This window comes from Rahnella sp. PD12R (assembly GCF_019200965.1).
In the GTDB taxonomy this organism is placed as follows: domain Bacteria; phylum Pseudomonadota; class Gammaproteobacteria; order Enterobacterales; family Enterobacteriaceae; genus Rahnella; species Rahnella laticis.
Window position 1 is genome coordinate 492877 of sequence record NZ_JAHTMS010000002.1, and the last position, 24939, is coordinate 517815.

At 54.0% G+C, this 24939-nt stretch carries 25 protein-coding genes; 14 read left to right on the forward strand and 11 right to left on the reverse strand.

Translation table 11 applies throughout. The features are described from left to right. Window position 1: 1 nt before the first annotated feature. From KWG64_RS06360 to KWG64_RS06390, 7 genes are all read left to right on the forward strand, one after another. Window positions 2-595, forward strand: coding sequence for a hypothetical protein (locus KWG64_RS06360; RefSeq protein WP_218521301.1), 594 nt, complete (start codon window positions 2-4; stop codon window positions 593-595). Window positions 596-654: 59 nt separating this feature from the next. Continuing rightward, window positions 655-1023, forward strand: a complete 369-nt coding sequence (locus KWG64_RS06365; RefSeq protein WP_218521302.1) for a hypothetical protein — start codon at window positions 655-657, stop codon at window positions 1021-1023. Further along, on the forward strand, window positions 1023-1259 hold the full coding sequence (locus KWG64_RS06370; protein WP_218521303.1) for a DNA polymerase III subunit theta: 237 nt from the start codon (window positions 1023-1025) through the stop codon (window positions 1257-1259). Before KWG64_RS06365 ends, KWG64_RS06370 begins: the two co-directional genes overlap by 1 nt. Further along, on the forward strand, window positions 1259-1549 hold the full coding sequence (locus tag KWG64_RS06375) for a hypothetical protein (RefSeq protein ID WP_218521304.1): 291 nt from the start codon (window positions 1259-1261) through the stop codon (window positions 1547-1549). Before KWG64_RS06370 ends, KWG64_RS06375 begins: the two co-directional genes overlap by 1 nt. A 282-nt stretch (window positions 1550-1831) precedes the next feature. Further along, a complete protein-coding gene (locus KWG64_RS06380) occupies window positions 1832-2125 on the forward strand; it encodes a DUF5405 family protein (RefSeq protein ID WP_218521305.1) in 294 nt (97 codons plus the stop codon). Next, window positions 2126-2335 (forward strand): hypothetical protein, encoded by a 210-nt coding sequence (locus KWG64_RS06385; RefSeq protein WP_218521306.1) that lies wholly within the window; start codon window positions 2126-2128, stop codon window positions 2333-2335. It abuts the gene before it with no gap. Window positions 2336-2340: 5 nt separating this feature from the next. Then, a complete protein-coding gene (locus KWG64_RS06390) occupies window positions 2341-2814 on the forward strand; it encodes a class I SAM-dependent methyltransferase (protein WP_218521391.1) in 474 nt (157 codons plus the stop codon). Window positions 2815-3214: 400 nt separating this feature from the next. Here KWG64_RS06390 and KWG64_RS06395 read toward each other — a convergent pair whose 3' ends face one another. Beyond that, window positions 3215-4396 carry a site-specific integrase gene (locus KWG64_RS06395; protein WP_218521307.1) on the reverse strand — a complete coding sequence of 394 codons (1182 nt, stop codon included), beginning with the start codon at window positions 4394-4396 and terminating at the stop codon, window positions 3215-3217. Window positions 4397-4575: 179 nt separating this feature from the next. Here KWG64_RS06395 and sbcB point away from each other — a divergent pair, with 179 nt between their 5' ends. Beyond that, window positions 4576-6006 carry an exodeoxyribonuclease I gene (gene sbcB / locus KWG64_RS06400; RefSeq protein WP_218521308.1) on the forward strand — a complete coding sequence of 477 codons (1431 nt, stop codon included), beginning with the start codon at window positions 4576-4578 and terminating at the stop codon, window positions 6004-6006. 649 nt (window positions 6007-6655) lie between these two features. On the opposite strand, the gene KWG64_RS06405 is transcribed toward sbcB, so the two are convergent. Both KWG64_RS06405 and KWG64_RS06410 read right to left on the reverse strand, forming a co-directional pair. Next, window positions 6656-8032, reverse strand: coding sequence for an APC family permease (locus KWG64_RS06405; RefSeq protein WP_218521309.1), 1377 nt, complete (start codon window positions 8030-8032; stop codon window positions 6656-6658). A gap of 480 nt (window positions 8033-8512) precedes the next feature. Next, window positions 8513-9937, reverse strand: a complete 1425-nt coding sequence (locus tag KWG64_RS06410; protein ID WP_218521392.1) for a glutamine synthetase family protein — start codon at window positions 9935-9937, stop codon at window positions 8513-8515. A gap of 349 nt (window positions 9938-10286) precedes the next feature. On the opposite strand from KWG64_RS06410, the gene puuD reads away from it, so the two are divergent. Genes puuD through KWG64_RS06425 form a run of 3 tightly spaced genes read left to right on the forward strand, consistent with a single transcriptional unit; the run spans window position 10287 to window position 13015 of the window. Next, window positions 10287-11090 (forward strand): gamma-glutamyl-gamma-aminobutyrate hydrolase, encoded by an 804-nt coding sequence (puuD, locus tag KWG64_RS06415; RefSeq protein ID WP_217153051.1) that lies wholly within the window; start codon window positions 10287-10289, stop codon window positions 11088-11090. A 4-nt stretch (window positions 11091-11094) separates the two neighbouring features. Further along, complete coding sequence (puuR, locus tag KWG64_RS06420) at window positions 11095-11652, forward strand: HTH-type transcriptional regulator PuuR (RefSeq protein ID WP_195812747.1); 558 nt, start codon at window positions 11095-11097, stop codon at window positions 11650-11652. Between the two features lie 49 nt (window positions 11653-11701). Further along, the gene (locus tag KWG64_RS06425) at window positions 11702-13015 is read left to right on the forward strand and encodes an FAD-binding oxidoreductase (RefSeq protein WP_195812748.1); all 1314 of its coding nucleotides are present in this window, start codon (window positions 11702-11704) and stop codon (window positions 13013-13015) included. A gap of 38 nt (window positions 13016-13053) precedes the next feature. Here KWG64_RS06425 and KWG64_RS06430 read toward each other — a convergent pair whose 3' ends face one another. Beyond that, a complete protein-coding gene (locus KWG64_RS06430; RefSeq protein WP_195812749.1) occupies window positions 13054-13248 on the reverse strand; it encodes a hypothetical protein in 195 nt (64 codons plus the stop codon). Window positions 13249-13443: 195 nt separating this feature from the next. Between KWG64_RS06430 and KWG64_RS06435 the strand changes: the two genes are divergently transcribed. Then, window positions 13444-15171 carry a potassium/proton antiporter gene (locus KWG64_RS06435; protein ID WP_195812750.1) on the forward strand — a complete coding sequence of 576 codons (1728 nt, stop codon included), beginning with the start codon at window positions 13444-13446 and terminating at the stop codon, window positions 15169-15171. Between the two features lie 44 nt (window positions 15172-15215). Here KWG64_RS06435 and osmE read toward each other — a convergent pair whose 3' ends face one another. Continuing rightward, complete coding sequence (osmE, locus tag KWG64_RS06440) at window positions 15216-15548, reverse strand: osmotically-inducible lipoprotein OsmE (protein WP_195812751.1); 333 nt, start codon at window positions 15546-15548, stop codon at window positions 15216-15218. 244 nt (window positions 15549-15792) lie between these two features. Between osmE and KWG64_RS06445 the strand changes: the two genes are divergently transcribed. Further along, window positions 15793-16392, forward strand: a complete 600-nt coding sequence (locus KWG64_RS06445) for a cupin (RefSeq protein ID WP_218521310.1) — start codon at window positions 15793-15795, stop codon at window positions 16390-16392. Between the two features lie 14 nt (window positions 16393-16406). Here KWG64_RS06445 and KWG64_RS06450 read toward each other — a convergent pair whose 3' ends face one another. From KWG64_RS06450 to KWG64_RS06475, 6 genes are all read right to left on the reverse strand, one after another. Continuing rightward, window positions 16407-18032, reverse strand: a complete 1626-nt coding sequence (locus tag KWG64_RS06450) for a methyl-accepting chemotaxis protein (protein ID WP_218521311.1) — start codon at window positions 18030-18032, stop codon at window positions 16407-16409. Between the two features lie 112 nt (window positions 18033-18144). After that, on the reverse strand, window positions 18145-18645 hold the full coding sequence (locus KWG64_RS06455) for a GNAT family N-acetyltransferase (protein WP_195824428.1): 501 nt from the start codon (window positions 18643-18645) through the stop codon (window positions 18145-18147). 57 nt (window positions 18646-18702) lie between these two features. Next, entirely contained in the window at window positions 18703-19794 is a 1092-nt protein-coding gene (locus tag KWG64_RS06460) for an ABC transporter ATP-binding protein (RefSeq protein ID WP_218521312.1), read from the reverse strand. Next, window positions 19787-21556 (reverse strand): iron ABC transporter permease, encoded by a 1770-nt coding sequence (locus KWG64_RS06465; RefSeq protein WP_218521313.1) that lies wholly within the window; start codon window positions 21554-21556, stop codon window positions 19787-19789. Before KWG64_RS06465 ends, KWG64_RS06460 begins: the two co-directional genes overlap by 8 nt. Window positions 21557-21633: 77 nt before the next feature. After that, complete coding sequence (locus KWG64_RS06470; RefSeq protein ID WP_218521314.1) at window positions 21634-22722, reverse strand: ABC transporter substrate-binding protein; 1089 nt, start codon at window positions 22720-22722, stop codon at window positions 21634-21636. A 189-nt stretch (window positions 22723-22911) separates the two neighbouring features. Next, on the reverse strand, window positions 22912-23802 hold the full coding sequence (locus tag KWG64_RS06475) for an SDR family oxidoreductase (protein ID WP_218521315.1): 891 nt from the start codon (window positions 23800-23802) through the stop codon (window positions 22912-22914). A gap of 119 nt (window positions 23803-23921) precedes the next feature. Here KWG64_RS06475 and KWG64_RS06480 point away from each other — a divergent pair, with 119 nt between their 5' ends. After that, entirely contained in the window at window positions 23922-24863 is a 942-nt protein-coding gene (locus KWG64_RS06480) for an AraC family transcriptional regulator (RefSeq protein ID WP_218521316.1), read from the forward strand. Window positions 24864-24939: the final 76 nt, after the last annotated feature.

Consider the following 24939-nt stretch of genomic DNA (forward strand, 5'->3'; position numbering starts at 1 on the left):
CATGACTGATACAACAGATATAAAGGCGCTGCGTGAAAGCGCTGAAAGCATCATGAACCTGCTGGATAATCTGGCAGGTTTCGATCCGCAAGATATCGACATGGACGCCGTTGAGCTTCGCTTTGAAGATGAAAATGGATTTGATGCCGGCTGTGACATTTCCATTGTAGATACCGCTCAGCAGTCAGCAGACATAATCCGCGCCCTACTCGACCAGTTCGAAGCAGAACGCCAGCGGGCTGATGTAAATGAGCCTGTGCACTGTGAAGGTGTTCCGCAGCACGTTCACGACATGATCGATCTGAAAGAAACTATCGACGAACTTCGGGCAGAACTCGCAGCGCTGAAAGAGAAACATGCAGCACTTAGGGAAAGCATGGCGGCAATCCATAACACGATTCGTGGCAGCGGCGGACATGTCTCATTGAGTGTTCTTTTAGCCGCGTCAGAAAAAGCGTGGCGTGATTCGGCACCCATCGAGAACTCGGTCAAAGAAAAGAATTGTGACAAATGCGGTGGAAGTGGCTCTTATCACTGCCCGCAAATGCTTGGAACGGTCGAATGTGAGTGCGGCATCGTGAAGGATGGTGAGTGATGTGATTGGCATGGAAGCCAGTGCTATAATCGAAGCATATAAAATTGAAAGGAATCTCAATGCGTATTTCACCATTAGCTTTAATGCTTATACCTGCCTTGTCTTTCGCCTCACTCAAGGATTTTGATTTGGAGGTGATGGGTCAACACCTCACCATTCCAGCCTCTTGCATTAATAAAGTTCAAAATAATGAAAATGAAGAAGCGGTCAATAGTGGTGTTTATTTAGAGATTGCTTCGCCATGTTCTGAACCCTTGTCTGACCTCACTAAAATGAACATTGGCAAAACAATGACCATTTCTTATGGCGGTCAGCTAGTGCAAAAAGCAACCATAGCATCTCGATTGTCCAATGGGTTTATGTTCAACATAAACGGTGGCAACATGATGGTAATTCGTCAAATCGTCGCTGATTCTGAGGCAAAGTAATGTCATACAATCTTGCAGACCTGCCCAAAGACGAGATGGACAAAATCAACGTGGATTTAGCCGCGGGTGGTGTTGCTTTCAAAGAGCGATACAACCAGCCGGTAGTCGCTGAGATTATCGAACGTGAACAGCCTGAGCATCTGCGTGAATACTTCAGGGAACGCTTGGCGCATCACAGAGAAATGAAGGCGACATTGGGTAAGATGGATATTCAACCGAAAGAGGAGCGAAAATAATGGAATGTGATTTTATTTTATTTGGGTATGGTCACGAAGGTTCGCTTCGCTCTACTGACTACCACGGCGGTGATGTTGTTAATTTTATGCCAGCGGTTGTAGTGCAGGGCTTCAGGCCGGGCGAAGTAAACGCTGTGCGAGGACAGCCACTGATGCTGGTGAGCTTTAACGTAGTTAGGCACACATCCGGCATTGATGGCCGCACATATTTCCTGGCAGTCGCTGACGGAGAAACGCCCGAAAATATAGACATCAGGATACTTGGAGAGAATCCAAATCCAGCCCCTTAAATAGAGTGCTCGCTTCAAAATCTAACCTCGCAAATGCGGGGTTTTTTATTGCCTGCAACATGAGGTATCCCCCGATGATCACAGTCAAATTACCCCGCGCTTATTACTACGCGGGTCGAGTAGACACGGATGAATTAAGCCAAATACTCAAACAGGGATTGTGGAGCATGACAGGAGTCGAGCCAGCCGATGTGCGGGTATCACTGCACGAAGGGACGAACATTCTTGCGTCCGGCTGTGAGGTCGGGGCAGTGACCGGAATACTGAAGATTGGAGAACACAATGCGCATTGAAATCGACAACAAGTGGGTAATTACCAGTGACAAATTCCAGTTCATTTTGCAGGAGAAAGGCATCGCCAAATCCGGCAAGAACGAAGGCGAAGAGGTGCTGAAGAATGCAAGCTTTCACTCAAAAATGGACTCCCTGCTCCGCTCTCTCATCATGAAAGAAGTTCGTGATTCTGACGTAACTTCGCTGCGGGAAATGGACGCCAAAATCGACCGCGTTTGCCTGGAATTATCAAAAGTCTTCACTCACCTGACGGCGGAACAACTCTCTGCGGAGGATGCATAAATGGCCGACGAAATTGATAACGCAGCAGCATTAGAAGAACTGGAACGCGAGATTGCCCTTCTCAACCGGTCACGCGATTTCCTTAAGTTTACCGGCAAGTGTCACTACTGCGAGCATCCATTATCAGTGGGTAACTTCTGTGATTCTGGATGCAGGGATGATTACGATCTTGAGAAGAGACAGAAGGCACAGCGGAGGCATGCTGCATGAGTGCACTGACAGGAAAATCAATTTTAGACATGTGTTGTGGTAGCCGAATGTTTTGGTTTGACCGCACGGACAGTCGCGCCCTGTTTTGCGACATCAGAAGCGAGTCACACATTTTATGCGATGGACGCTCACTAGAAGTTAAGCCGGACATTGTGGCCGACTTCCGCGAACTACCTTTCGATGATGAGCAATTTAGTCTGGTGGTGTTTGACCCTCCCCATTTGGAACGCGCAGGTGTTAATGGCTGGCAGTGCAAGAAGTACGGCGTTTTGAATAAAGAGACTTGGCGTGACGATTTAGCCGCGGGGTTTAAGGAGGCATTCAGAGTGCTGAAACCAATGGGCGTTCTCATCTTTAAATGGAACGAAACGCAGATTAAAACCAGCGAGATTTTAGCACTTACGGATAAGCAACCTGCGTTTGGCCACCCGAGCGGTAAGCGTTCAAATACACACTGGGTTACCTTCATGAAGGACTAACCCATGACTCCCGAGCAAGAGATTGCATCCCGGGCAATAGCCAAACAGATACTCACCGAACGCCGCAGTAAAACAAACCAACTCACCTACCGCCAACTACTCGATAAACACTCACCTACCGCCTATCCATTCTGCCCTGCTAAATATCGCAAACGGGTATGGATGTGGCTTGCCTGTTGGGTCAAGAGAGTGGCGGAGGGTAAATAGCAGAGGTAAGCATGAACGTAATGACGAAAGAAGAAGTAATGGTTTTTTTGCAGGTGAAATCTCGCGACACACTTTATCGCTACGAGCGTAATAGCGGCTTCCCTCACCCCATTAAGACCCACCCAACCCTCTACCTTAAATCGGCGGTAGAGGCATGGGTAATCCGGCGCTCAGAGCCTAAGGCTGCATGAACTCACTTCACATTCTTAATGTGCCAGAACAACTTATCAGCAAAGATTTCATATCCCCGCCTCTGCTCATCCAGCCAATCGTGTTTGTTATAAACTGCCATCACTCCACCCAAATCATGCCCCATCATCTTCTCAGTGACGTGTGGGGCAACGCCTTCTTCCGACAATCTGGTAACAACGGTGCGTCGGAAGTCGTGCGCCCTCCAGTAACCCATCCCATTCATTTCATCTCGAATACGACCAATGTACCGGTTGGCAGCGGCTATGCTGATCGGCTGATTAATGTCATGCCCGGGGAACATAACGTTGTCATATGCATCCATTAATCTTTCTATTATGGGCTGAGCTTGTGAGAAAATAGGCCTGCGAATAATATTTCCCATCTTGCTATGTTCTTTCGGCACGGTCCAAATCAGATCAGTCAGGTCGAACTCCTGCTTAAGCGACAGGCGAAGCTCAGACAGACGACACCCCCACAGCATGACGAGCTGGTGAAGATATTTGTTGGCGGGTGATGCGCGGGTTCTTTCGATTGCGATCCAGATCTGGGCCAGCTCGTTGAATGTCAGAACGCGCTCCCCAGTCTCAGACCGCTGACCAACATCCTTGGGCTCAATGCGCATCATCTCGCATCTGTCTATCAACTGGCGACGTAGGCACCAACTAAACGCCGACTTAGCCTGAATAAACATCATGCGTGCACGCTTCTGGCCTTCCTTTTCTTGAGCGCCGAAGAAGCCGATCCACTCTTTAACTGATATTGAACTTACCGAGCGGCCTTTAAACGAATCTTTCATGTGCTTTACCACAACTGCCTCGTACAGATTAATGGTGTTTGTACGCAACTGAGTGCGTACATAACCATTCATCCAATGCTCCAGGCATTCGCCGACTGTCAGATCGGATGAAGCATGTTTTGTGTCAAAGTGAGTGCGGGGATTTATTCCCTTGTCGTATAACAGGCGGAGTTCGCCAACAAGGGCTCTGGCATCTTTCAGTCCCATTGCGGGATACTTGCCAAGAGATATGCGCTGAGCTTTACCCTCCCAGCGATAACGAAACTGGAAGGCCATAGCGCCGAGAGGTGATATTCTTACACCAAGCCCGTCACCATCAGAAAGCTCTGGGCTCCCTGTGTACGGCTTGCCATGAAGTGAACGTAATTTAGTATCGCTAAGAGCCATGATATATTCTGTACACAGGGAAAAATGAATTTTGTACCCAATGTGTACCATTGATCAACTGGACTAGCTTAGTTTTATTTGGAATTTATAAGACAGGATAGGACGAAATAAGACAAAGAATGTAGTTAACACGTTGGTTTGAATAGACAAATACATACGAATATAGGCGCAATAAAGCAATGTCAGACAAACCAGTACAACCTACTTTCTACTTTCATGATTACGAGACATTCGGTAAAAATCCGGCGCTGGATCGCCCGGCGCAGTTTGCCGGGGTGAGAACTGACGAAGATTTCAATATCATCGAAGAACCGTTAGTGATTTATTGCCGCCCTTCTGATGATTATCTTCCAGAGCCGGAAGCGGTGATGATCACCGGAATTACTCCGCAGATTGCGCTGGAACGAGGCGTGATAGAAGCGGAGTTCACCGCGCAAATCCATAAAGCGTTTAGCGTGCCGGGCACCTGTATTGTGGGCTACAACAACATCCGTTTCGACGATGAAGTCAGCCGTAATATCTTTTATCGCAACTTTTACGATCCGTACGCCTACAGCTGGCAGAACGGTAATTCCCGCTGGGATTTGCTGGATGTGATGCGCGCCTGTTACGCGCTGCGCCCGGAAGGCATCAACTGGCCGGAAAACGACGACGGTTTCCCGAGTTTTCGTCTTGAACATCTGACCAAAGCCAACGGCATCGAACATGAAAATGCCCACGACGCGATGGCCGATGTTTACGCCACGATTGCGATGGCAAAACTGGTTAAACAGGCGCAACCGCGTCTGTTCAGTTTCCTGCTCGAACACCGCAGCAAGCACAAACTCAATACGCTGATTGATATTCCGGCGATGGCGCCACTGGTGCATGTCTCCGGCATGTTTGGTGCTGCGCGCGGCAATACCGCGTGGGTCGCGCCGCTGGCCTGGCATCCTGAAAACAAAAACGCCGTGATCATGTGCGATCTGGCGGGCGATATGTCCACGCTGTTAGATCTCGACCCCGACCAGATGCGCGAGCGTTTGTACAGCCGCCGCGACAGTTTGCAGGCCGGGCAATCTCTGCTGCCGGTCAAACTGGTTCACATCAATAAATGTCCGGTGCTGGCTCCGGCCAAAACGTTGTTGCCGGAAAACGCCGAACGTCTGGGCATTGACCGCCAGCGCTGTCTGGAGAATCTTCAGATATTGCGCCAGAACCCGCAGGTGCGTGAAAAAGTGGTGACGATGTTTGCCGAAGCCGAGCCGTTCACCGCTTCCGACGATGTCGATGCCCGTCTGTACGACGGTTTCTTCAGCGATGCCGATCGCGCCGCAATGCGGATTATCCTGGAGACACGCCCGGAAAACCTTCCGGCGCTGGATCTGACGTTTAATGATTCGCGCATCGAACCGCTGTTGTTCCGTTTCCGCGCACGCAATTACCCCGCAACGCTGACCGACGCCGAGCAAAAGCGCTGGATCCAGCATCGCCAGACGAAGCTCACCGATGAGCGTGTTCAGGCGTACATTTTAGAGCTTGAATCGCTCTATAACTTGTATGAGGGTGATTCTGAGAAAATAGCGCTTCTCGGGGCGCTGTTTGAATACGGGAAGAAATTGGTTTCTTAATTGCAGGAGGCCGCTGCAAGGGCGGCTTTTCAACACTGACCGAGAACTTTTCGGTTTCTCAATTGCAGTGATCACTTAACGCACTGCACTGAAACCGCCAAAGAGGGAGGAAAGCGCCTCCCTCTTTGATCTCCCACGCTTGTTTCCAACACGCGCTACCGCTGGGACGACATACATGTTCTGTTCCTCCTGCGTGTGGCGCGAAATCTTGCCGCTGCGCGGTTCCTTCCTCGAGGGCTTCGAGCCTTGCGGTCTCGAACCCTCGGTCAGCAAAATTTCTGAGCGCGCCATCTCACCTTTCTCAAACCAAACACTCTGGCGTTGAATTTAGATAAGCCTCCGGCCGCTTTCAAAACGACGTCGAATGAACGGTGAGAAACAGCGAGAGTCTTTTTTCGAGCAGGTTCGAACCTGAAATGAGAGGACCGCGCAGCGGCGGCGTTTGCGGCACTAGCCGGAGTTGCTGAAACATAGCCAGCGAGCGGTAGCGCGCAGTTGAAAAACGCGGGAGTCCAGAGGGAGAAGGTTTATTCTCCCTCTGGTCGGTGTGGGCCGACGCCCACGACTTTGAATTTTGTTTTTGAAGCCGCCAATTTACAGCGGCCTCCTGCAAAACAGAAAGTTTCAGCCCTTTTCAAAGGGCTATAAATCAAGCTTCCGGCGCTATCTCCCCGCTCATCTGCGGCGGCTGCTTACGAAACGCATTGGTGATAAACGCCAGATATCCCAGGCCAATCGCGCCCCACACCAGACCGAGCGTCATCGAACTGGCTTCGAGGTTCAGCCACAGCGCACCGACGGTCAGCGCACCGATCACCGGCAGGACCAGGTAGTTGATGTGGTCTTTCAGCGTACGGTTACGCTTCTCACGAATGTAGAACTGGGAAATCACCGACAGGTTCACGAAGGTAAAGGCCACTAATGCACCGAAGTTAATCAGCGCCGTGGCGGTCACCAGATCAAAGGTCACGGCAGACATCGCCACAATACCGACCAGCAGAACGTTGAACGTCGGGGTGCGCCATTTCGGATGCACGTAACCGAACAGTTTCTCCGGGAATACGCCGTCGCGGCCCATCACGTACAGCAGACGGGAAACGCCCGCGTGCGCGGCCATGCCGGATGCCAGAACGGTGACACAGCTGAAGCACAGGATGACGGACTGGAAGAATTTACCGGCCACGTACAACATGATTTCAGGCTGTGAAGCGTCCGGATCTTTAAAGCGCGAGATGTCCGGGAAGTACAGTTGCAGGAAGTACGACACCACCACGAAGATCACGCCGCCAATCAGTGCGGTCAGGAAAATCGCTTTCGGGATGACTTTACCCGCGTTTGGCGTTTCTTCAGACAACGAGCTGATGCCGTCGAAGCCGAGGAACGAGAAGCACAGGATGGTCGCGCCGGTAATCATCGGCACCACATGCGCGTTTTCACTGAAGAACGGTTTCGTTGTCGCCAGCGTGCCCATGCCCTCGCCCATGTAAACACCACGGACCAGCAGGCCAAGGAAGACCACCATGATCGCGACCTGAACCACAACGATGATGCTGTTGAGGTTAGCCACCACTTTGATGCCACGCAGGTTGAACGCGGTCATCATCGCGACCAGTGCGGTCACGAAAATCCACGACGGGACACCCGGGAAGATGGCTTCCAGGTAAATTTTTGCCAGCAGGATGTTGATCATCGGCATGAACAGGTAGTCCAGCAATGATGACCAGCCGACCATAAAGCCGACGTGCGGGCTGATGGCTTTTTGCGCGTAAGTGTAAGCAGAACCGGCAGACGGGAAACGCTGCACCAGTTTGCCGTAGCTGACGGCGGTAAACAGCACGGCGATCAGCGCAAAGATGTACGCCGTGGCGACGTGACCATCGGTCAGGCCGGACACAATGCCGAACGTATCGAAAATGGTCATCGGTTGCAGATAGGCCAGCCCCATCATTACAACCTGAACCAGCGTCAGGGTTTTACGCAGTTGTACGCGCTGAGTCGCCGGAGCGGCAGAAGGTTTAGCAGACATGGCTCAGTCCTCCCTGAATTGCAGACACCGGGCGTTTAAAAGCCTCTGAAAGCAACGTACAGGGAAAACTTCGTGAGTTATTACCAGTAAACGGGGGGTAGATCTTCACATCGCTGATGACGGAGGTGAAGGCTGTGCGAATTTGGCCGCAGCTGAAAGAAGCACCGGCGGGCACCGGTACAGGTTTGAAGTATTGCCCCATGTTACATTTCCTCATAGTGGCGACCGTTGTTAATTTGGGGTCGCACACGAACCTTGTTATCTATCCGGATCTGGGTCCGGCCTCTGTTGAATTAGTTTGGGTACTGCACATACAAAAAAAATAACCGGCGCCTTTAAGCGTCGGTTATCTGCAGTGCTGCGTATTTTGCACAAATCACGCATAAATGACAACATTCAGAGGCGGTGAGTTACAAAATCTTTTCCGATTTTAAACATCTTGCCCGGCCAGTGCCGGTGCAACGCCAGAGGTGATGAGGATCAGGCGTTTTTAAGCATCCAGTCGATCTCTGTTTCTGTCACGCGCCGTTCGAACTGCAACAGTTCGTCAGATTTACAGGCGTGATAGACCTGCGAAAAACGTTCGCCGAGGATTTTCTTCAGCGCTGGCTGGTCATCAAAATCATACAACGCATCGCTCTGGCGTATTGGCAACGGGATCCCTTCCTGCTCCAGACCGTTTCCGGTCACCGGTTCGGGCAGCGCCAGATCGTTATCCAACCCGAAAAGCATCCCGGCCAGCACGGTGGCGACCACTAAATAAGGGTTAGCATCAGCACCGGCCACGCGGTATTCCACACGATGATCGGCGGTTCCGCTGCATGGCACGCGCAGTGCGACGGTGCGGTTATTGTGCCCCCACGACGCCTGCGTCGGAACATACATGCCCGGCTGGAAGCGGCGGAAAGCATTCACGTTGGGCGCTAAAACGGCCATCGACGCGGGCATCAGGGCAATCATCCCGGCGAGCGAACGTTTCATCAGCGCGGAATCTTTACCGTTTGCATCGGCGAACAGGTTTTTGCCGTTGTCATCAAGCACGCTGAGATGAATGTGCATCCCGCTGCCCGCATATTCGTCATACGGCTTCGCCATAAAAGTGGCGTCCATTTCATGATTTTCCGCCACCAGCCGCACCAGACGTTTAAGCATCAGGGCATGGTCACAGGCACGCAGAATATTTTCGCTGTGGTGCAAATTGATTTCGAATTGTCCCGGAGAGGACTCCGCCACCGCGCCATCCGCCGGTAAACCCTGGATGTGCGCCAGACGGTCAATATCACTGAGCACATCGGCAAAGTGATCCAGATTATCGACGGAATAAACCTGCGTATGCAGGCTACGTTCCTGCGTGCCGGGCGTACACGGCGGCTGAATATAGCCTTCCGCGTCCCGCTGCCTGTCGAGCAGATAGAACTCCAGCTCTACCGCTACCACCGGGAATAAGCCCCGCTGGCGCAATGTTTGCCAGATATGGTTCAGCACATTGCGTGGTTCAACGTTAAAGGGAGTGCCATCTTCGTCAAGCATGGTGAGAAGCAGCTGGCCGATGTGTTCGGGGTCGGAAGCCGAAGGCGTTAACGTGCCGGGAACGGGAATACAGGTGCGGTCGGGTTCGCCCAGTTCCTGGCCTAAACCAGCTTCTTCCACGACATTACCGAGAATGTCCATGGCGAAGACCGATGCCGGGAAATAACAGCCTTTTTCGAGTTTGCGCAGGGCGGAGACAGGAATGCGTTTGCCACGGAAGGAACCATTGAGATCGGTGAGCAGGACGTCGACGTGCAGGGTAAGCGGGTGACGCTCCAGGTATTGAGACACTTCATCCTGGAACGCGCTACTTCGCTCTTCCACCGGCTTAGCAAGGGGCTCATTCTCGCTAATCTCTTTCTTAATATCGTTCATCAGTTCAGTCGTTTGCATAGGTTTTCCGCCATTTGCTGGTTTCCGGCGTCAATGGCACCACCATGATGCCTGCCGGTTATGCGTTACCGTTTCATTGTGCTGTTCAACGCAGTCTTCTCATTAGTCGGGATCCTCACGGGCGTGCTCAAAATATAGGCCATATGATTAACCCTAGCTGTAACATTAATTATTTGCAACACCTACAATCACGCAACATATCAGTTTGAAAAGCCATCAGTGCGCTGCTAAATTGTTCAACAGGAGTTCATTATTATTGACAGATAACGACCCTTTGCGTGCGGGGAGGCACGCGCTGGCGACACATTCATCAACTCAAAGAGGCGGTATTATGGGCAATATATTTTCCACGGCATCCGCAGGAAAACAGACAAGCTACAGACCGGTCATTGGGGTTGTGATGTGCGAAAACACGGTGGATGAAAACCCGGCGCTCACCGTCCACGAGAAGTATCTGGACGCTATTTTTAACGCCGACGCCCTGCCCGTTTGCCTGCCACACGAACTGGCGGCACGCGACGGGGCGATAGACCAGATCCTGCGCGGTCTGGACGGCATTTTCCTCACCGGCAGCCCGAGCAATATTGAGCCGCATCAGTACGGTGAAGAAGGCGTCGAAGCGCTGGCCGATCCGGGCCGAGACCGTCTGAGTTTGCAGCTTATCCGCGCTACGCTGGATAAAAAAATTCCGCTGTTTGCCGCGTGCCGTGGTTTACAGGAGCTGGTGGTTGCGACCGGCGGCAGTTTGTACCGTAAGGTGCAGGAAGAACCCGGCTTTATGGATCACCGCGAAGACACGTCGTTGCCGCATGACGCGCAGTACGATCCCGCGCATCCGGTGTTTATCGAACCGGGCGGCTTACTTTCAGAATTATTACCCGACTATCAGCAGTTTCAGGTGAATTCCCTGCACGGTCAGGGAGCGAAACGTCTGGGCGCAGAACTGGCTGTCGAAGCCCGTGCGCCGGACAATCTGGTGGAAGCCGTGAGTGTCCGCGGTCACCCGTTTGCGTTGGGTGTGCAGTGGCATCCGGAATGGCACAGCCTGACGGATCCCGTTTCCCGTCAGCTGTTTAACGCTTTTATCGCGGCGTGTCGCAAAGGCCATCAGGCCCGGAGCGCACAAGAGGAATAAAGGGATGAGCGAAGTCAGTCTGGCGCCTGGTCGCCGGCTTTCTGAAATTCGTCAGCAACTGGGCATGTCACAACGTAAAGCCGCCGAGTTGTCTGGCCTGACGCACAGCGCCATCAGTACCATCGAACAGGACAAAGTCAGCCCCGCCGTCAGTACGTTGCAAAAGTTATTGCGGGTTTACGGGCTGTCGTTATCGGAGTTTTTCGCCGAAGAGCGCAAAAGTGACGAACCGAGAATCGTCATTAATGCAGCAGATTTGATTGAGATCGGCAGCCGGGGTGTTTCCATGCGAATGGTGCATAACGGCACGCCAAACCACGCGGTCGCCATGCTGCTGGAAACCTATCAACCCGGCAGCACAACGGGCGACAAAATTAAACATCAGGGAGAGGAAGTCGGCACCCTGCTCGAAGGAGAAATCATCTTAACCATCAACGGTCAGAGCTACCCGCTGCGTGCGGGCCAAAGCTATGCCATTAACACCGCGAACCCTCATAGTTTCAGTAATATTTCGACGCGGATTTGCAGGATAGTCAGCGCACATACCCCTAATACCTTCTAGTTGTCAGCGTTCTGGGCCTGACGACGGGAACCCAAAGAAGGATGTCATCATGAGTGCTCAAACAGGAAGTCCCCGCGCTGCCGGTGCGCCTCACACCGACAGCTATTACGCCAGTTCTGTCAACGCTCACGCGCCGTGGCCTGAGCTTAATGACAATATTGAGTGCGACGTTTGTATTGTCGGTGCCGGTTATACCGGCATCTCTTCAGCGTTATATCTGTGCGAAGCCGGTTACGACGTGGTGGTGCTGGAAGCCGCGCGCGTCGGCTGGGGCGCCAGCGGGCGCAACGGCGGTCAGGTGGTCAATTCTTACAGCCGCGATATCGATGTGATTGAAGACCGTTATGGACGCCAGACCGCCGACATGCTCGGCAGCATGATGTTTGAAGGCGCAAATATCATCCGCCAGCGCATTGATCAGTACGCGATTGACTGCGATTACCGCCCCGGCTGCATTTTTGCGGCGCTGAGCACAAGACAGCTCAATAAATTGCGTGACCAGCAAAAACTCTGGAACCGCTACGGCCATACCGAACTGACACTGCTTGATGAAAGCGCGGTTCGCCGCGAAATCGCCACCGACCGTTATGTCGGGGGTCTGCTGGATAAAAATGGCGGGCATATTCATCCGCTGAATCTGGTGCTGGGCGAGGCCGAAGCGATACGCCGCCACGGCGGACGCATTTTTGAAGGCTCGGCGGTCACGCGCATTGAACACGGCGAACCGGCCATCGCGCATACGGCGAAAGGCACGGTTAAAGCGAAATATGTGATTCTGGCGGGCAATGCGTATCTGAGCCAGCAACTCGCGCCACGCCTGACGCGCCTGAGCATGCCGTGCGGTTCGCAGATTGTTGCCACGGAGCCGTTGTCCGATGACATGGCACTGTCGCTGCTGCCGAATAATTATTGCGTGGAAGACTGCAACTATCTGCTCGACTATTTCCGTCTTACAGCCGATAACCGCATGCTCTACGGCGGTGGCGTGACCTACGGCGGGAAGAATCCGCCGAACATTGATTCGGTGATCCTGCCAAAACTCAACCGCACGTTCCCGCAGCTCAAGGGCGTGAAGATTGATTACCGCTGGGGCGGAAATTTCCTGCTGACGCTCTCGCGCCTGCCGCAGTTCGGGCGGCTGGAAAAAAATATCTACTATATGCAGGGCGACAGCGGCCACGGCGTAACGCTCACGCATCTGGCCGGAAAGCTGATTACCGAAGTGCTGCGCGGAGATGCGGAACGTTTTGACGCATTTGCCCGCCTGCCGCACATGCCGTTCTTCGGTGGCCGCAACTTCCAGGTGCCGTTTACCATGCTCGGCGCCGCTTATTATTCACTGCGCGACCGGTTAGGGGTTTAAGCGGCTACAGCCCTTCCCCGCAGGCACCCTGCGGGGGCTTACCCTTTTCCGGCGACCGGAAATTCACTATCCGTACTGACTTCGGGCAACTCATTCAGATCGGGCAGGATCCCTTGCGAAATGTAATCTTTTGCCGCGATCGCCTGTTCAGTACCGCCAGCATCGCGGATAACCACATGTTTTATCGCGCCGTCTTTCAGCACCTCACGGCGTACACCGGTATATTCACTCATTTTTAGTTCCTTTTGTGTTCACTACTCATGGACATTACTCATCTTTAAGCATAGTTTTTTATTCTTAAGTGCAACTAATAAAAATCCTAAATGACCTCAGCAAGACGCTCATTTTCCTGATAAATTAGACCTGTTGTCATTGATAACTCAACCGCACTTCCCCCGCGCCCTTAAAGCTTTACAAGGAGATCTCTCTTGGACGCCAGCACGATTAATACCCTTTTCTTTATTGGCGCCCTGTTAGTCGCAGCGAGCATTTTGCTCAGTTCGTTCTCTTCGAAGCTCGGTATCCCTATTTTGGTCATTTTCCTGGCGATCGGCATGCTGGCCGGCGTCGACGGGATCGGTGGCATTGCCTTTGATAATTATCCGGCCGCGTATCTGGTCAGTAACCTGGCGCTGGCGGTGATTTTGCTTGATGGCGGAATGCGCACCCGCGCCTCTTCGTTCCGTGTCGCCCTCTGGCCGGCACTTTCACTGGCGACGGTCGGCGTGCTGATTACCGCCGGTCTGACCGGGCTGGCGGCCGCCTGGCTGTTCCACATCAATCTGATGCAGGGCTTGCTGATTGGCGCGATTATCGGCTCCACTGATGCGGCGGCGGTGTTTTCGCTGATCGGCGGAAAAGGCCTGAACGAACGCGTCAGCGCCACGTTAGAAATTGAATCCGGCAGCAACGATCCGATGGCAGTCTTCCTGACCATCACGCTAATCGACATGATTTCCAAAGGTGAACACGGGCTGAGCCTGATGTTTGTCGTGGACGTCGTGCGCCAGTTTGGCCTCGGCATTGTGTTTGGCGTCGGCGGCGGCTGGCTGCTGCATAAACTCATCAACAAGATTACGCTGGCCGCCGGGCTCTATCCGTTGCTAGCGTTCAGTGGCGGCCTGCTGGTTTATGCGGCCACCATGGCGCTGGAAGGCAGCGGTATTCTGGCGGTCTATCTGTGCGGCCTGATGCTGGGGAATATGCCAATCCGTAACCGTCACGGCATTTTGCAGACCTTCGACGGGCTGGCGTGGCTGAGCCAGATCGGGATGTTCCTGGTGCTCGGCCTGTTGCTGACGCCGAGCGATTTGCTGCCGATTGCCCTTGCGGCGCTGGCGCTTTCCCTGTGGATGATCCTGCTGGCCCGACCGCTCTCGGTGTTTGTCAGCCTGATCCCGTTCAAAAACTTCACCCTGCGCGAGCGTTTCTTTATCTCCTGGGTCGGCCTGCGCGGCGCGGTGCCGATCATTCTGGCGGTTTTCCCGATGATGGCTGGCCTGCCAAACGCCACGCTGTATTTCAATGTCGCGTTCTTTATCGTGCTGGTATCGCTGTTGCTTCAGGGCACATCTCTGGGCTTTGCGGCCAAAAAAGCCAAAGTGCTGGTGCCGCCGCAGCCGACGCCGATTTCCCGCGTCGGGCTGGATATCGACGTTTATAACGACTGGGAACAGTTTGTTTATCAGCTCGGCTCCGACAAATGGTGCGTCGGCGCGGCCCTGCGTGACCTGCAAATGCCGCAGGCGACGCGGATTGCGGCACTGTTCCGCGGTAAGGAAATGCTGCATCCGACCGGCAGTACGCGGCTCAAGGAAGGCGATATCCTGTGTGTCATCGGTCAGGAAAAGGATTTACCGGAGCTGGGTAAACTGTTCAGCGACAGCAATAAAGTCGTGCTCGACGACCGTTTCTTCGGGGATTTCATTTTGCAGGCCGATGCGCCGCTGGATGCAATTTCACAACTGTATGGCCTGAACCTGGAAGATTCCGTTGACCAGTCGCAAACGCTGGGCCACTTCGTTATCCGCCTGCTGGGTGGCGAACCGGTGATCGGTGACCATATCGAATGGGACGGGCTGACGTGGACGATTGCAGAAATGGACGGGAATCAGGTGAGTAAAGTCGGCGTGAGGATTGTGACGGAGAAAGCCTGAGAATAGGGCTTCTCCCCCTTCGCCGGGGGAGAAACCAGGCCGTATTACTGAGCGGCCTGTGGATCTTTGTCATAGTCTGAACAAGACTGATAGCCTTTATTCATGACATGACCGGTGTCGTTAAAGCTGACGAAGTAAGTCTGCGCCTTGCCGTCACGCGGGGCGACAGCGTAAGTCTGACAAGTCCCTTTCGCGTGTACCAGCGTCGCTTCCGTTGACGGTGGCCCTGCAATAGCACGAACCTGAGATTTGGTCATACCGACTTTAACGTCGCTGACGACAGGTTCTTTCACGTAACTCGCTGCACGATCGTAAGTCTGACACCCTGCCAGTACAGAAACTGCTGTAGCAACCATAATTAACATTTTCTTATTCATAACATCTCCTCCTGAGGTCTTTTTTGTATTGTTAAGACTAGAAGAGATGGCCGATATAGCCAGCCAATATGACTTATATTTGTTGATTGCTACAGTTTTTAAGTTTTTTCTGATAACTGTTGTTGCGAATTTAACCGGTTTCCGGCGGGCAAAAAAATGCCCGTTAAAAAGAGGCCAGCCCGCCATTTATGATCTATACATGAATGATGTAAGCCTTTGATTGCGCGACAAGGAGCTAATCCTGATGCATTTGGACCGACGCCGGTTTGTGACTTTGCTGGGTGTGATGGCCCTGTTGCCGATCCCCCGTTTGGGCTTTGCGGATCCCAGAGAGGTCGCGATGGACACTTTGCTGATTGATAAACCCGATGGCGGCGTACCCAATAATCCTTTACCGGTGCTGATTTATCACCGCGTGATCCCGCCCGATGCCGTCGATAACGCCGATTATCTCGAACACCTTTTCCGCTCCAACGGCTGGCCGCCGCAGTGGCGTTATCCGGTTTATACATTCACGCATTTCCACTCAAATACGCATGAAGCGCTGGGCGTTTTTTCCGGCACGGCCAAGCTGCAACTCGGCGGCGAACACGGCAAGATTATTGACGTGAAAGTCGGCGACGTCCTGTTACTGCCCGCTGGTATCGGCCATAAACAGATTTCCGCCGACGAGGATTTTATGCTGGTCGGCGCTTATCCGCCGGACATCAAAGCCGATTTGTGTCATGACGAGCTGCCGCTGCTGGCCGCGCGCACTAAAGCGGTCAAGGCCGTGCCGCTGCCGGCGACCGATCCGGTCACCGGGCACAGCGAAGGCAGCATGCTGGTCTGGCATAAAAGCTAATCTTTAATCTTTACTTACGCCGCTGCCAGCCCGAAACGCGCTACAGCCCTTTCCAGCCGCTGCGACTGGTCGAGCAATTGCTGGGAAGATGCCGCCGCGTGATCGGCCAGTTTGCCGTTTTGCAACGTCACATGGTTGAGCGCGGTGATCCGTTCGGAGACATCGTGAACACTTTGCCCCTGATACAACGTCGCTTCTGAAATTTCATTCACCAGCGCGCTCAGACCGTTGAAGATGTTGATGATTTCCTCCAGGCTCTGGCTCAGCACGCTGACAGACGCCGATCCGCGTCCGATTTGCTCTACGGAATCGTCAATCAGCTGATGAATGCCGCGTGTGGAATGGCTGCTTTTTTGCGCCAGCAGGCCGATTTCTTTTGCCACCACCGCAAAGCCGCGCCCGTGCTGCCCGGCATGCGCCGCTTCGATGGCCGCATTCAGCGCCAGAATATTGGTCTGAAACGCCACGCTGTCGATCATCGACACGATGCTGCTCATTTCCGTCGACTGGCTGACAATCTCTTTCATCGCCGTATCCACCTGCCCCATCACTTCGCCGCCGCGCGTCGCCACGCCTTTGGCCTGTTCGGCGCGTTTGCTGGCCTGCTGCGCGTGCAGGGCATTTTCTTTGACCCGCTCATTCAAATGGGTGATGTGTTCGGTCGCCGCTTTCAGTTCTTCGCTCTGAATGGCCGCTTGGGCGGAAAGCTCTTCGTTGCCTTTCGCCATCTGGTTGATGTTAAGCATGATGTGCGAGGAGGCATCGCGCACTTCGCTGACCAGCTTTTGCAGGCCGCGCTGCATGTTGCGCAGGCTTACGCCCAGCTCGCGCATTTCAATCACACGTGAATGATCGTCTTCGACGTCGCGGGATAAATCCCCGGCGGCCAGCACGCTGATATGCCCGATCATCCGTTGCAGCGGGCGGATGATCCACGCCGTGACCCCGCGCCAGACCAGAACGGCGATCACCGCCAGAATCACCAGCGCGCCCATAAATAACGTTTTCGCCTGCGTCAGCGAGCTGAGCAAACGGTCGCTGAGCGACACCGCCATGTGTTCGTTGACGTCCAGATAGGCGTAATACTTCTGGCTGAAATCATCCTGAAATGCCTGAATCGGTACTTCAAAGAAGGAATCAATGGTGTTGTTTTTTTGCAGTCCATCCGACTGTTCGCGCAGCCCGTCAAAGAACATCTGGTAGCTGGCTTTAAGCTCGGCGGTGGCTTTGTCGGCGTTCTTCGTCATGACGTCGAAACGGGCAAACGCTTTTTGCGAGGCGGTCAGGGAATCCAGCGATTCCTGCATCAGGCTATGCCAGCTGCCGTCGGAACCGGTTTCTTTATCCTGCATGTAATAAATGCCTGCGCGGTTGAGTTTGTCGCTGGCCATCAGCAGTTCCATGCGGGCTTTATCCATCACCGCCTGTTGCTGACGCAGGTTTTCCGTCGCAATGACGTTGTTGCGCGCGTCCTGAAGAATATTAGTGAGCACAACGGTGGAGAAAATCTGTAAAGCAGAAAACAGGGCGATAACGCAAATTACCCCGAAAAGTATTCCCCGTGGACGCTTTGTGAAAACAGATCGAAATAATCTGTTGAAAGGTATTTTACCAATACGTGAATGAGAAGTTAAAATCATGATTATTCTGCATTATTTGGATAAGAAGCAGAATTTTACGCGCAGGAAATGACAGAAATATTTCAGGAAACCGCAGGACGCGGTTCCCCTGAATGGAAGAGCATGAATAGCTTCAGCGGAGCGAACGCTGCATCACGGTGACCTGTTCATTATCGACTTCGCGATTTTCCACTTCCTGCCAGCCAAGACGTCCGTACAGCCCCTGCTGATCCGGCGTGTACAGCCAGAGCGTTTCCAGCCCGGCATCGCGCGAGCGGCTGATACAGGCTTTGACCAGCGCCGTACCAATCCCTTTTCCACGCAGATGACGCGGCGTAAACACTTCGCCCAGCCAGTATTTGCGTTCCGCAACATCGCTGAGTTCGTAACGCATCACACCCGCCGTGCCCACAACCTGCTCATCTTCATCAAGCGCAATCAGCACACACTGGCGTCCGCGGCTGTTCATCCGCTGTATAAGCCGCTGGCGGATATACTCTTTCTGGGCCCAGTGAGGAAAGTCAGACCATTCGCCGTGAAGGTATTCGGTTACGACGTCCAGATACTGAGGAACGTCGGCCAGGCTGACAATTTTTAAGGTGCTGTTAGCGGTGGAAGATGAAATCTGAGTCATGGAAAAACCGTTTTAAACAAACAAGGGGAACCAATCTGTCGATTCCCCTTGTTTGTGTCAAGCGCCCTGAGTGCTTCCCTGTTGTTTAGGGAAGATCCACACATGTTGCTCCGGTAAAGACAGATGACAATGCTGCGGATCGCGCACATCAGAGCCGTACGCACGGATCACAAAATCATCGCCGGACGTGCGGAACAGATATTCCCATCGGTCGCCGAGATACATGCTGGTCAGCAGCGGTAATTCCAGCTGATTATCGCCCGGCCCGTCTGCCAGCACCACGCGCTCAACGCGGATCACCGCTGTGCCTTCCTGCCCGGCTTGCACGCCGTCGCCCGCCTGCCCCCACAGCGTCCAGCCACTGCCTTCGATCCGCGCTTTGCCGTCGCGGACTTCGGCGATTTTCCCGTGCAGGCGGTTATTGCTGCCCATAAATTCCGCTGTAAACAAGGTTTTTGGCGAACCGTACATTTCCTGCGGCGTGCCCTGTTGCTCAATTTTGCCGTTATTGAGCAGCAGAATGCGGTCGGAAATCGCCATCGCTTCGTTCTGATCGTGCGTGACCATCAGCGCCGACAGCCCCAGTTTGATGATCAGCTCACGCAGGAACACGCGGGCTTCCTCACGCAGTTTGGCATCCAGGTTGGAGAGCGGCTCATCGAGCAAAATCACCGGCGGGTTGTAGACCAGCGCCCGGCCAATCGCCACGCGTTGCTGCTGTCCGCCGGAAAGCTGATGCGGATGGCGTTTACCCAGATGTCCCAGCCCGAGCTGATTCAGCACATCCTGCACGCGCTGAGTGATTTCACCCGCTGCGATTTTGCGCAGTTTCAGCGGATACGCCACGTTCTCGAACACGGTTTTGTGCGGCCACAGCGCATAAGACTGGAAAACCAGCCCGAGGTTGCGCTCTTCTGCCGGAATTTCGCTGCGCGGCGTGCCGTCGTAGACTTTGTTTTTGCCGATGATAATGGTGCCCTGCGTCGGCTTTTCCAGCCCGGCGACGGCGCGCAATAACGTGGTTTTGCCACTGCCGGAAGGCCCGAGCAACGACACCACTTCCCCGCGCTTGAGATCCATCGACACGCCTTTAAGCACCGGGTTGTCGCCGTAGGTTAAGTGCAGATTCTCGACCGATAATTCAATCATGTAATTTGACTCCAAAACGAAGGGCAATACCCAGACCTAACACCACCAGCAGGATATTAATAAAGGAGAGCGCGGCAACGATGTCGATCGCACCCGCCGCCCACAGGGAAACCAGCATTGAGCCGATGGTTTCCGTCCCCGGCGATAACAGGTACACACCGGTGGAATATTCGCGCTCGAAAATCAGGAACATCAGCAACCACGAGCCAATCAGGCCGTAGCGCGACAACGGAATGGTGACGTGGCGGGTAATCTGCCCGCGCGTTGCGCCGGTGCTGCGCGCCGCTTCTTCCAGCTCAGGGCCGACCTGCAACAGCGTGGAAGAAATCAGCCGCAGACCGTACGCCATCCACACCACGGTGTACGCCAGCCAGACGCTGAAAATGGTGCTACGCAGGGAACGCAGCCAGACCACCAGGTTGTCACGTAACCATTGCGACCACGGCATCCCGGAAAGCCAGCCGGATTTGAGTGCGTTATCCAGCCACATCGGCAGGAACAGAAATACCCACAAAAATGCCAGACCGGCCAGCAAGCCCGGCACCGCACGCGGCACCAGTACGCTGTAATCGAGGAAACGCGTGACGCCGTCCGGTTTGCGGTGCATCGCAATGCCGATAAACAGATAACAGGCCACCGCCAGCGCGCCACCGATGACACCAATTGCCATCGAGTTGACGATCGCGCGCAGCAGGTTCGGCTGTTCCCAGATCGTGCGGAAGGTGTTGAACGACAGCCCATCCCACAGGGAAACACCGACGCCCCAGTTAGAAATAAACGCACGCAGCATTACGCCAAGCAGCGGCACGCCAATCGTGACGGTCAGCCAGAACGCCACCACCGCACCGGCCACCCAGCGCCATTTCCCGAGCGGCAACGCCCGTGCCTGCGAGGCTTTGCCTTTGACGGTCACGAAGCGGTTCGCCGTGCGCATCAGGCGGCGCTGCAACATCACCAGCGGAATGGTGATGCAAATCAGCACCACCGCAACGGCGGCCATCAGATGATAAGACGGCGTCCCGAGTTTGTTGGTCAGCTGATACAGGTAAGTTGCCAGCACCATGTTGCCTTCCGGGTCGCCGAGAACCAGCATCAGCCCGAAGACTTCCAGCCCGAGGAAAAACAGCAACACGGTGGCGTATAAAATGGAAGGACGCACCATCGGCAAACTGACGGCGGTCATGACCTGAAGCGGCGAGGCACCGGCGGTTCGCGCGGCTTCTTCCACATCCGAACCCACGCTGCGCAGCGCCGAGGAGATGTACAGATAAGCGTGCGGAACGTGCGTCAACCCGGCAATCACCACGATGCTCGACATGTCGTAGATGTTCCACGGCACAAACCCGATCAGCGACTGCGCCCACAGCGAGAAGAACCCGACCGGCCCGGCGGCGACGACGTAACCGAAACCTAACACCATCGGCGAGACGAAAATCGGCACCAGGATCAGCGGTTCAATCACGCGGCGGCCCGGCAAATCGGTGCGCACCATCAGGAACGCCAGAATACCGCCCAGCGGAATGGCGATCACCACCAGCCCAAAGGCCAGAATAAAGCCGCTTCTCAACGCCTTATAAAAATCCGGATCGGTGAAAATAAATCCGAAAGACTCGAGGCTCCACTCTTTTGACGGGGAGAAGAACGGAGCGGAGAGAAAACTTTGTATCACGATGAACGACAACGGAATGTAGATAACCAGCGCGGTTATCAGCACCACAATGCCACGCGGCAAGCTTTGCCACTTTCTGCGCAATGCATTCATGTTACTTCCCTTCGGTTAGGAACCCTGAACAACGAAATCAGGCAAGAGAACAGGAGGCGCGGACGCCTCCGTGAGTCTTATTTTTGTGCTGCGGCGCGCCACTCTTTGATGTAATCCAGACGCTTTTTCTGTTGCAGATATTCGAGCAGGGTTTCATCGACCGGGATTGGCTTGAGCGCATTACCTAGCAGTTTGGTCAGACCGTCGATGTCGTTTTTACCTTCGATATCGTTGCGGATTGACGGAATGTCGGCCTGATTTGCCAGAATGGTTTGCCCTTTTTCAGACAGCACGTAGTCCAGCCACAGTTTGGCGGCGTTCCCGTGTTGGGCTTGCTGGCTGATGAAGGAAACGCGCGAAAGCACCAGGGTGTAATCCTTCGGATAGGAAATGCCGAGCGACGGATCAGTTTTGGCGCGGGCTTCGGCGTAGGAACCGAGAATGTTAAAACCAATCAGGTTTTCACCGGAGGACACCCTTTCCATCATGGTGCCGGTGGAAGACTGCACGGCTAAACCGCCTTTGGCGACGTCAGCCAGCGTTTTGAAATAGTTCGGATCGGCTTTGAAATCCTGCACGGAAAGCATGAAGCCGAGGCCGGATTTCTCGATATCGTATGTGGTGACTTTTTTGTTGAATTTCTCAGTCTGGCTGGCGATGAGTTTTGCCAGTGCGGCGTGGGAATCCGGTACATCACCGGCCGGGATCAGACGTTTGTTATAAATAAACACCACCGGTTCGTAGGTCGTGCCGTAGGCTTTGTCTTTCCACACCGCCCATTTCGGCAACTGGCCCTGTTCAGGCGATTTGTATTCCTGCGCGTAATCGGTCGCCAGCTTCAGCGCGGTATCCATGGAAGAGCTCCAGACCACGTCGCCGCTGGTGCCGCCTGCCGCCTGTTCGCTGATATAACGGTTGTACAGCTCGGTGCTGTTCATGTCGTTATATTCCACTTTAATGCCCGGATAAGTGGCCTCAAATCCCTGAATCAGCGGGCCGGCGGCTTTGGTGTCGGTGGTGGAATACACGACCACTTTGCCTTCTTTGGTCGCGGCATCGACGACTTTTTGGTAATCCGCAGGATAGCCCTGCGGCAGGGCAGACATTGCGGAGGAAGATATCAGTACAGAAGCAGCAATCAGAGACAGACGTAATTTTTTAGACATTATTGTTAACCTCTAGTTACATTTGGGAAACTAAAAATCAACATAACGCATAACGTCAGACAGGCAATGAGGGATTGTTTTTATCTTCCCGATTTGTGAGTCGGGGCGTTTTTTAGGCAATTAACACCATTAAAACCACGGCGAGACGTTAAAATCAGGCCACAAACGCAGCCTGATTTGCGTGAGGAATTAATCAAAGTATCCGGCGGTATCGATATCCTTCAGTAAGCCCTGATGCTCAGGTTTCCAGCCCAAAACCTTGCGGGTCAGCTCGCTGGACGTCGGATTATTCAGCCCCGCGAAGTGGGTAAACCAGCCAAAATGCGCCGCGGCGGCTTCTGCCGTTTTGCTTTCAACCGGGATCTTCAGGTGTCTGCCGATCATCTGCGCGATCTCGCGGAACGGCACGCCTTCCTCGGCATTCGCGTGATAAACCGCGTTATGCGCGCCCTTTTCCAGCGCCAGCCGGAACACTTTCGCCGCATCCAGCCGGTGAACCGCAGGCCAGAGATTTTCGCCTTCGCCAATGTACGCCGACACGCCTTTCTCCCGCGCCATCGCAATGATCATCGGCACGAAACCGTGGTCACCCGCGCCATGCACGGACGGCGGCAGGCGCACCAGCGAAACCCGCACGCCCTGCTCTGCCAGCGCGGCGACGGCCAGATCGGACGCCACGCGCGGATTTCCGCCCTGCGGATCCGGCAAATCCTTTTCCGTCACCCGCTGGCCGTTATTCACCAGCGCCGTGCCGGACGTCACGATCAGCGGTTTTTCCGTTCCCGCCAGCGCCTCGCCCAGCGCGCCTATCGCCAGCCGGTCTTTTTCGCAGTTCTCCTTAAATTTAGAAAAATCATGAATGAACGCGGTGTGGATCACGCCATCGGCCTGCGCCGCGCCTGCTTTCAGGCTGTGCAGATCTTCAATACTGCCGCGAAGCACACCGGCTCCGGCTGCTTTCAGCGCCTGCGCTGACGCATCGGAACGGGCCAGCCCGAGCACCTGATGGCCCGCGCGCAGCAATTCCTCCACGACCACAGAACCGACAAAACCTGTTGCTCCTGTTACAAATATACGCATGGCAATTTCCTCTGTGTTCTCTGAAAAAAGAAAGACTACGCCATGAAATATAGGAGCTGGAGAAAAGACGATCTATGCGCTAATGTCCGTAATATCTTTGCAATCGTCCGGAGCCGCTGATGGATCCTCTTTCTGATGTGTTGTCGCTGCTCAAACCACGCAGCTATATGTCCAAAGGCTTTGAAGCTGGCGGAGACTGGTCCGTGCAATTTCCCTCTCATTATCAGTCGATTAAATGCAATGCGATTATTACCGGCGAATGCTGGCTGGCCGTCGAATCGGTGCCTGAACCGGTTCATCTCAAAGCCGGAGACTGTTTCGTGTTGCCCAGCGGCCGCCCTTTCCGGCTCGCCAGCGATCTGAGTATTTCACCGGTCGATGCCGGGCCGATTTTTGAACAGGCGCGCGGCGGTGGCACGGTGTCGTGTAATGGCGGCAAAGATTTCTTCCTGACCGGCAGCCGTTTTGCCGTCAGCGGAACCAACGCCCCGACCCTGCTGGCGATGCTGCCGCCGGTTGTGCATATCTCAAAAGAATCCGACAAAGACAGTTTGCGCTGGGCGGTAGAACAGATGATGCAGGAACTGCGCGACGAACGCCCCGGCGGTTTGCTTATCGCGCAGCATATGGCGCACATGATGCTGGTGCAGGCGCTGCGGATGCACGTCGATAACGCGCCGGATCGCGGGGCCAGCGGATGGTTTGCCGCACTGGCGGATAAGCAATTAGCGAAAGCGCTGAACGCGATGCATGAAAATCCCGCACACCGGTGGACGGTTCAGACGCTGGCGGAACGCGCAGGCATGTCGCGCTCGGTCTTCTCACTGAAATTTAAGCAGGCCGTCGGCAGCGCGCCGCTGGAATATCTGACCCGCTGGCGTATGTTGCTGGCCGGAGACCGGCTGGCAAACGGTAACGAACCGGTTTCCAGCGTGGCATTGTCACTGGGTTATGAGTCAGAAAGTGCATTCAGCACGGCGTTTAAACGCACGCTCGGCTGTTCGCCACGGCAATACGGGCAGAAAGAAGAAACGGTTTTTGAAGAGGAATCACGTCCCTAAGGTTTTCTTAATCTTGGATGTGTCATAAAGCGGGGCTGAAAGATGATGAGATGTTTTTACATAATTAAATACGAAT

Excerpts from the sequence above, each read along its gene's own strand:
- KWG64_RS06360 (WP_218521301.1), top strand. The coding sequence starts at position 2 with ATGACTGATACAACAGATATAAAGGCGCTGCGTGAAAGCGCTGAAAGC.
- KWG64_RS06365 (WP_218521302.1), top strand. The coding sequence starts at position 655 with ATGCGTATTTCACCATTAGCTTTAATGCTTATACCTGCCTTGTCTTTC.
- KWG64_RS06370 (WP_218521303.1), top strand. The coding sequence starts at position 1,023 with ATGTCATACAATCTTGCAGACCTGCCCAAAGACGAGATGGACAAAATC.
- KWG64_RS06375 (WP_218521304.1), top strand. The coding sequence starts at position 1,259 with ATGGAATGTGATTTTATTTTATTTGGGTATGGTCACGAAGGTTCGCTT.
- KWG64_RS06380 (WP_218521305.1), top strand. The coding sequence starts at position 1,832 with ATGCGCATTGAAATCGACAACAAGTGGGTAATTACCAGTGACAAATTC.
- KWG64_RS06385 (WP_218521306.1), top strand. The coding sequence starts at position 2,126 with ATGGCCGACGAAATTGATAACGCAGCAGCATTAGAAGAACTGGAACGC.
- KWG64_RS06395 (WP_218521307.1), bottom strand. The coding sequence starts at position 4,396 with ATGGCTCTTAGCGATACTAAATTACGTTCACTTCATGGCAAGCCGTAC.
- sbcB (WP_218521308.1), top strand. The coding sequence starts at position 4,576 with ATGTCAGACAAACCAGTACAACCTACTTTCTACTTTCATGATTACGAG.
- KWG64_RS06405 (WP_218521309.1), bottom strand. The coding sequence starts at position 8,032 with ATGTCTGCTAAACCTTCTGCCGCTCCGGCGACTCAGCGCGTACAACTG.
- KWG64_RS06410 (WP_218521392.1), bottom strand. The coding sequence starts at position 9,937 with ATGAACGATATTAAGAAAGAGATTAGCGAGAATGAGCCCCTTGCTAAG.
- puuD (WP_217153051.1), top strand. The coding sequence starts at position 10,287 with ATGGGCAATATATTTTCCACGGCATCCGCAGGAAAACAGACAAGCTAC.
- puuR (WP_195812747.1), top strand. The coding sequence starts at position 11,095 with ATGAGCGAAGTCAGTCTGGCGCCTGGTCGCCGGCTTTCTGAAATTCGT.
- KWG64_RS06425 (WP_195812748.1), top strand. The coding sequence starts at position 11,702 with ATGAGTGCTCAAACAGGAAGTCCCCGCGCTGCCGGTGCGCCTCACACC.
- KWG64_RS06430 (WP_195812749.1), bottom strand. The coding sequence starts at position 13,248 with ATGAGTGAATATACCGGTGTACGCCGTGAGGTGCTGAAAGACGGCGCG.
- osmE (WP_195812751.1), bottom strand. The coding sequence starts at position 15,548 with ATGAATAAGAAAATGTTAATTATGGTTGCTACAGCAGTTTCTGTACTG.
- KWG64_RS06445 (WP_218521310.1), top strand. The coding sequence starts at position 15,793 with ATGCATTTGGACCGACGCCGGTTTGTGACTTTGCTGGGTGTGATGGCC.
- KWG64_RS06450 (WP_218521311.1), bottom strand. The coding sequence starts at position 18,032 with ATGATTTTAACTTCTCATTCACGTATTGGTAAAATACCTTTCAACAGA.
- KWG64_RS06455 (WP_195824428.1), bottom strand. The coding sequence starts at position 18,645 with ATGACTCAGATTTCATCTTCCACCGCTAACAGCACCTTAAAAATTGTC.
- KWG64_RS06460 (WP_218521312.1), bottom strand. The coding sequence starts at position 19,794 with ATGATTGAATTATCGGTCGAGAATCTGCACTTAACCTACGGCGACAAC.
- KWG64_RS06465 (WP_218521313.1), bottom strand. The coding sequence starts at position 21,556 with ATGAATGCATTGCGCAGAAAGTGGCAAAGCTTGCCGCGTGGCATTGTG.
- KWG64_RS06470 (WP_218521314.1), bottom strand. The coding sequence starts at position 22,722 with ATGTCTAAAAAATTACGTCTGTCTCTGATTGCTGCTTCTGTACTGATA.
- KWG64_RS06475 (WP_218521315.1), bottom strand. The coding sequence starts at position 23,802 with ATGCGTATATTTGTAACAGGAGCAACAGGTTTTGTCGGTTCTGTGGTC.
- KWG64_RS06480 (WP_218521316.1), top strand. The coding sequence starts at position 23,922 with ATGGATCCTCTTTCTGATGTGTTGTCGCTGCTCAAACCACGCAGCTAT.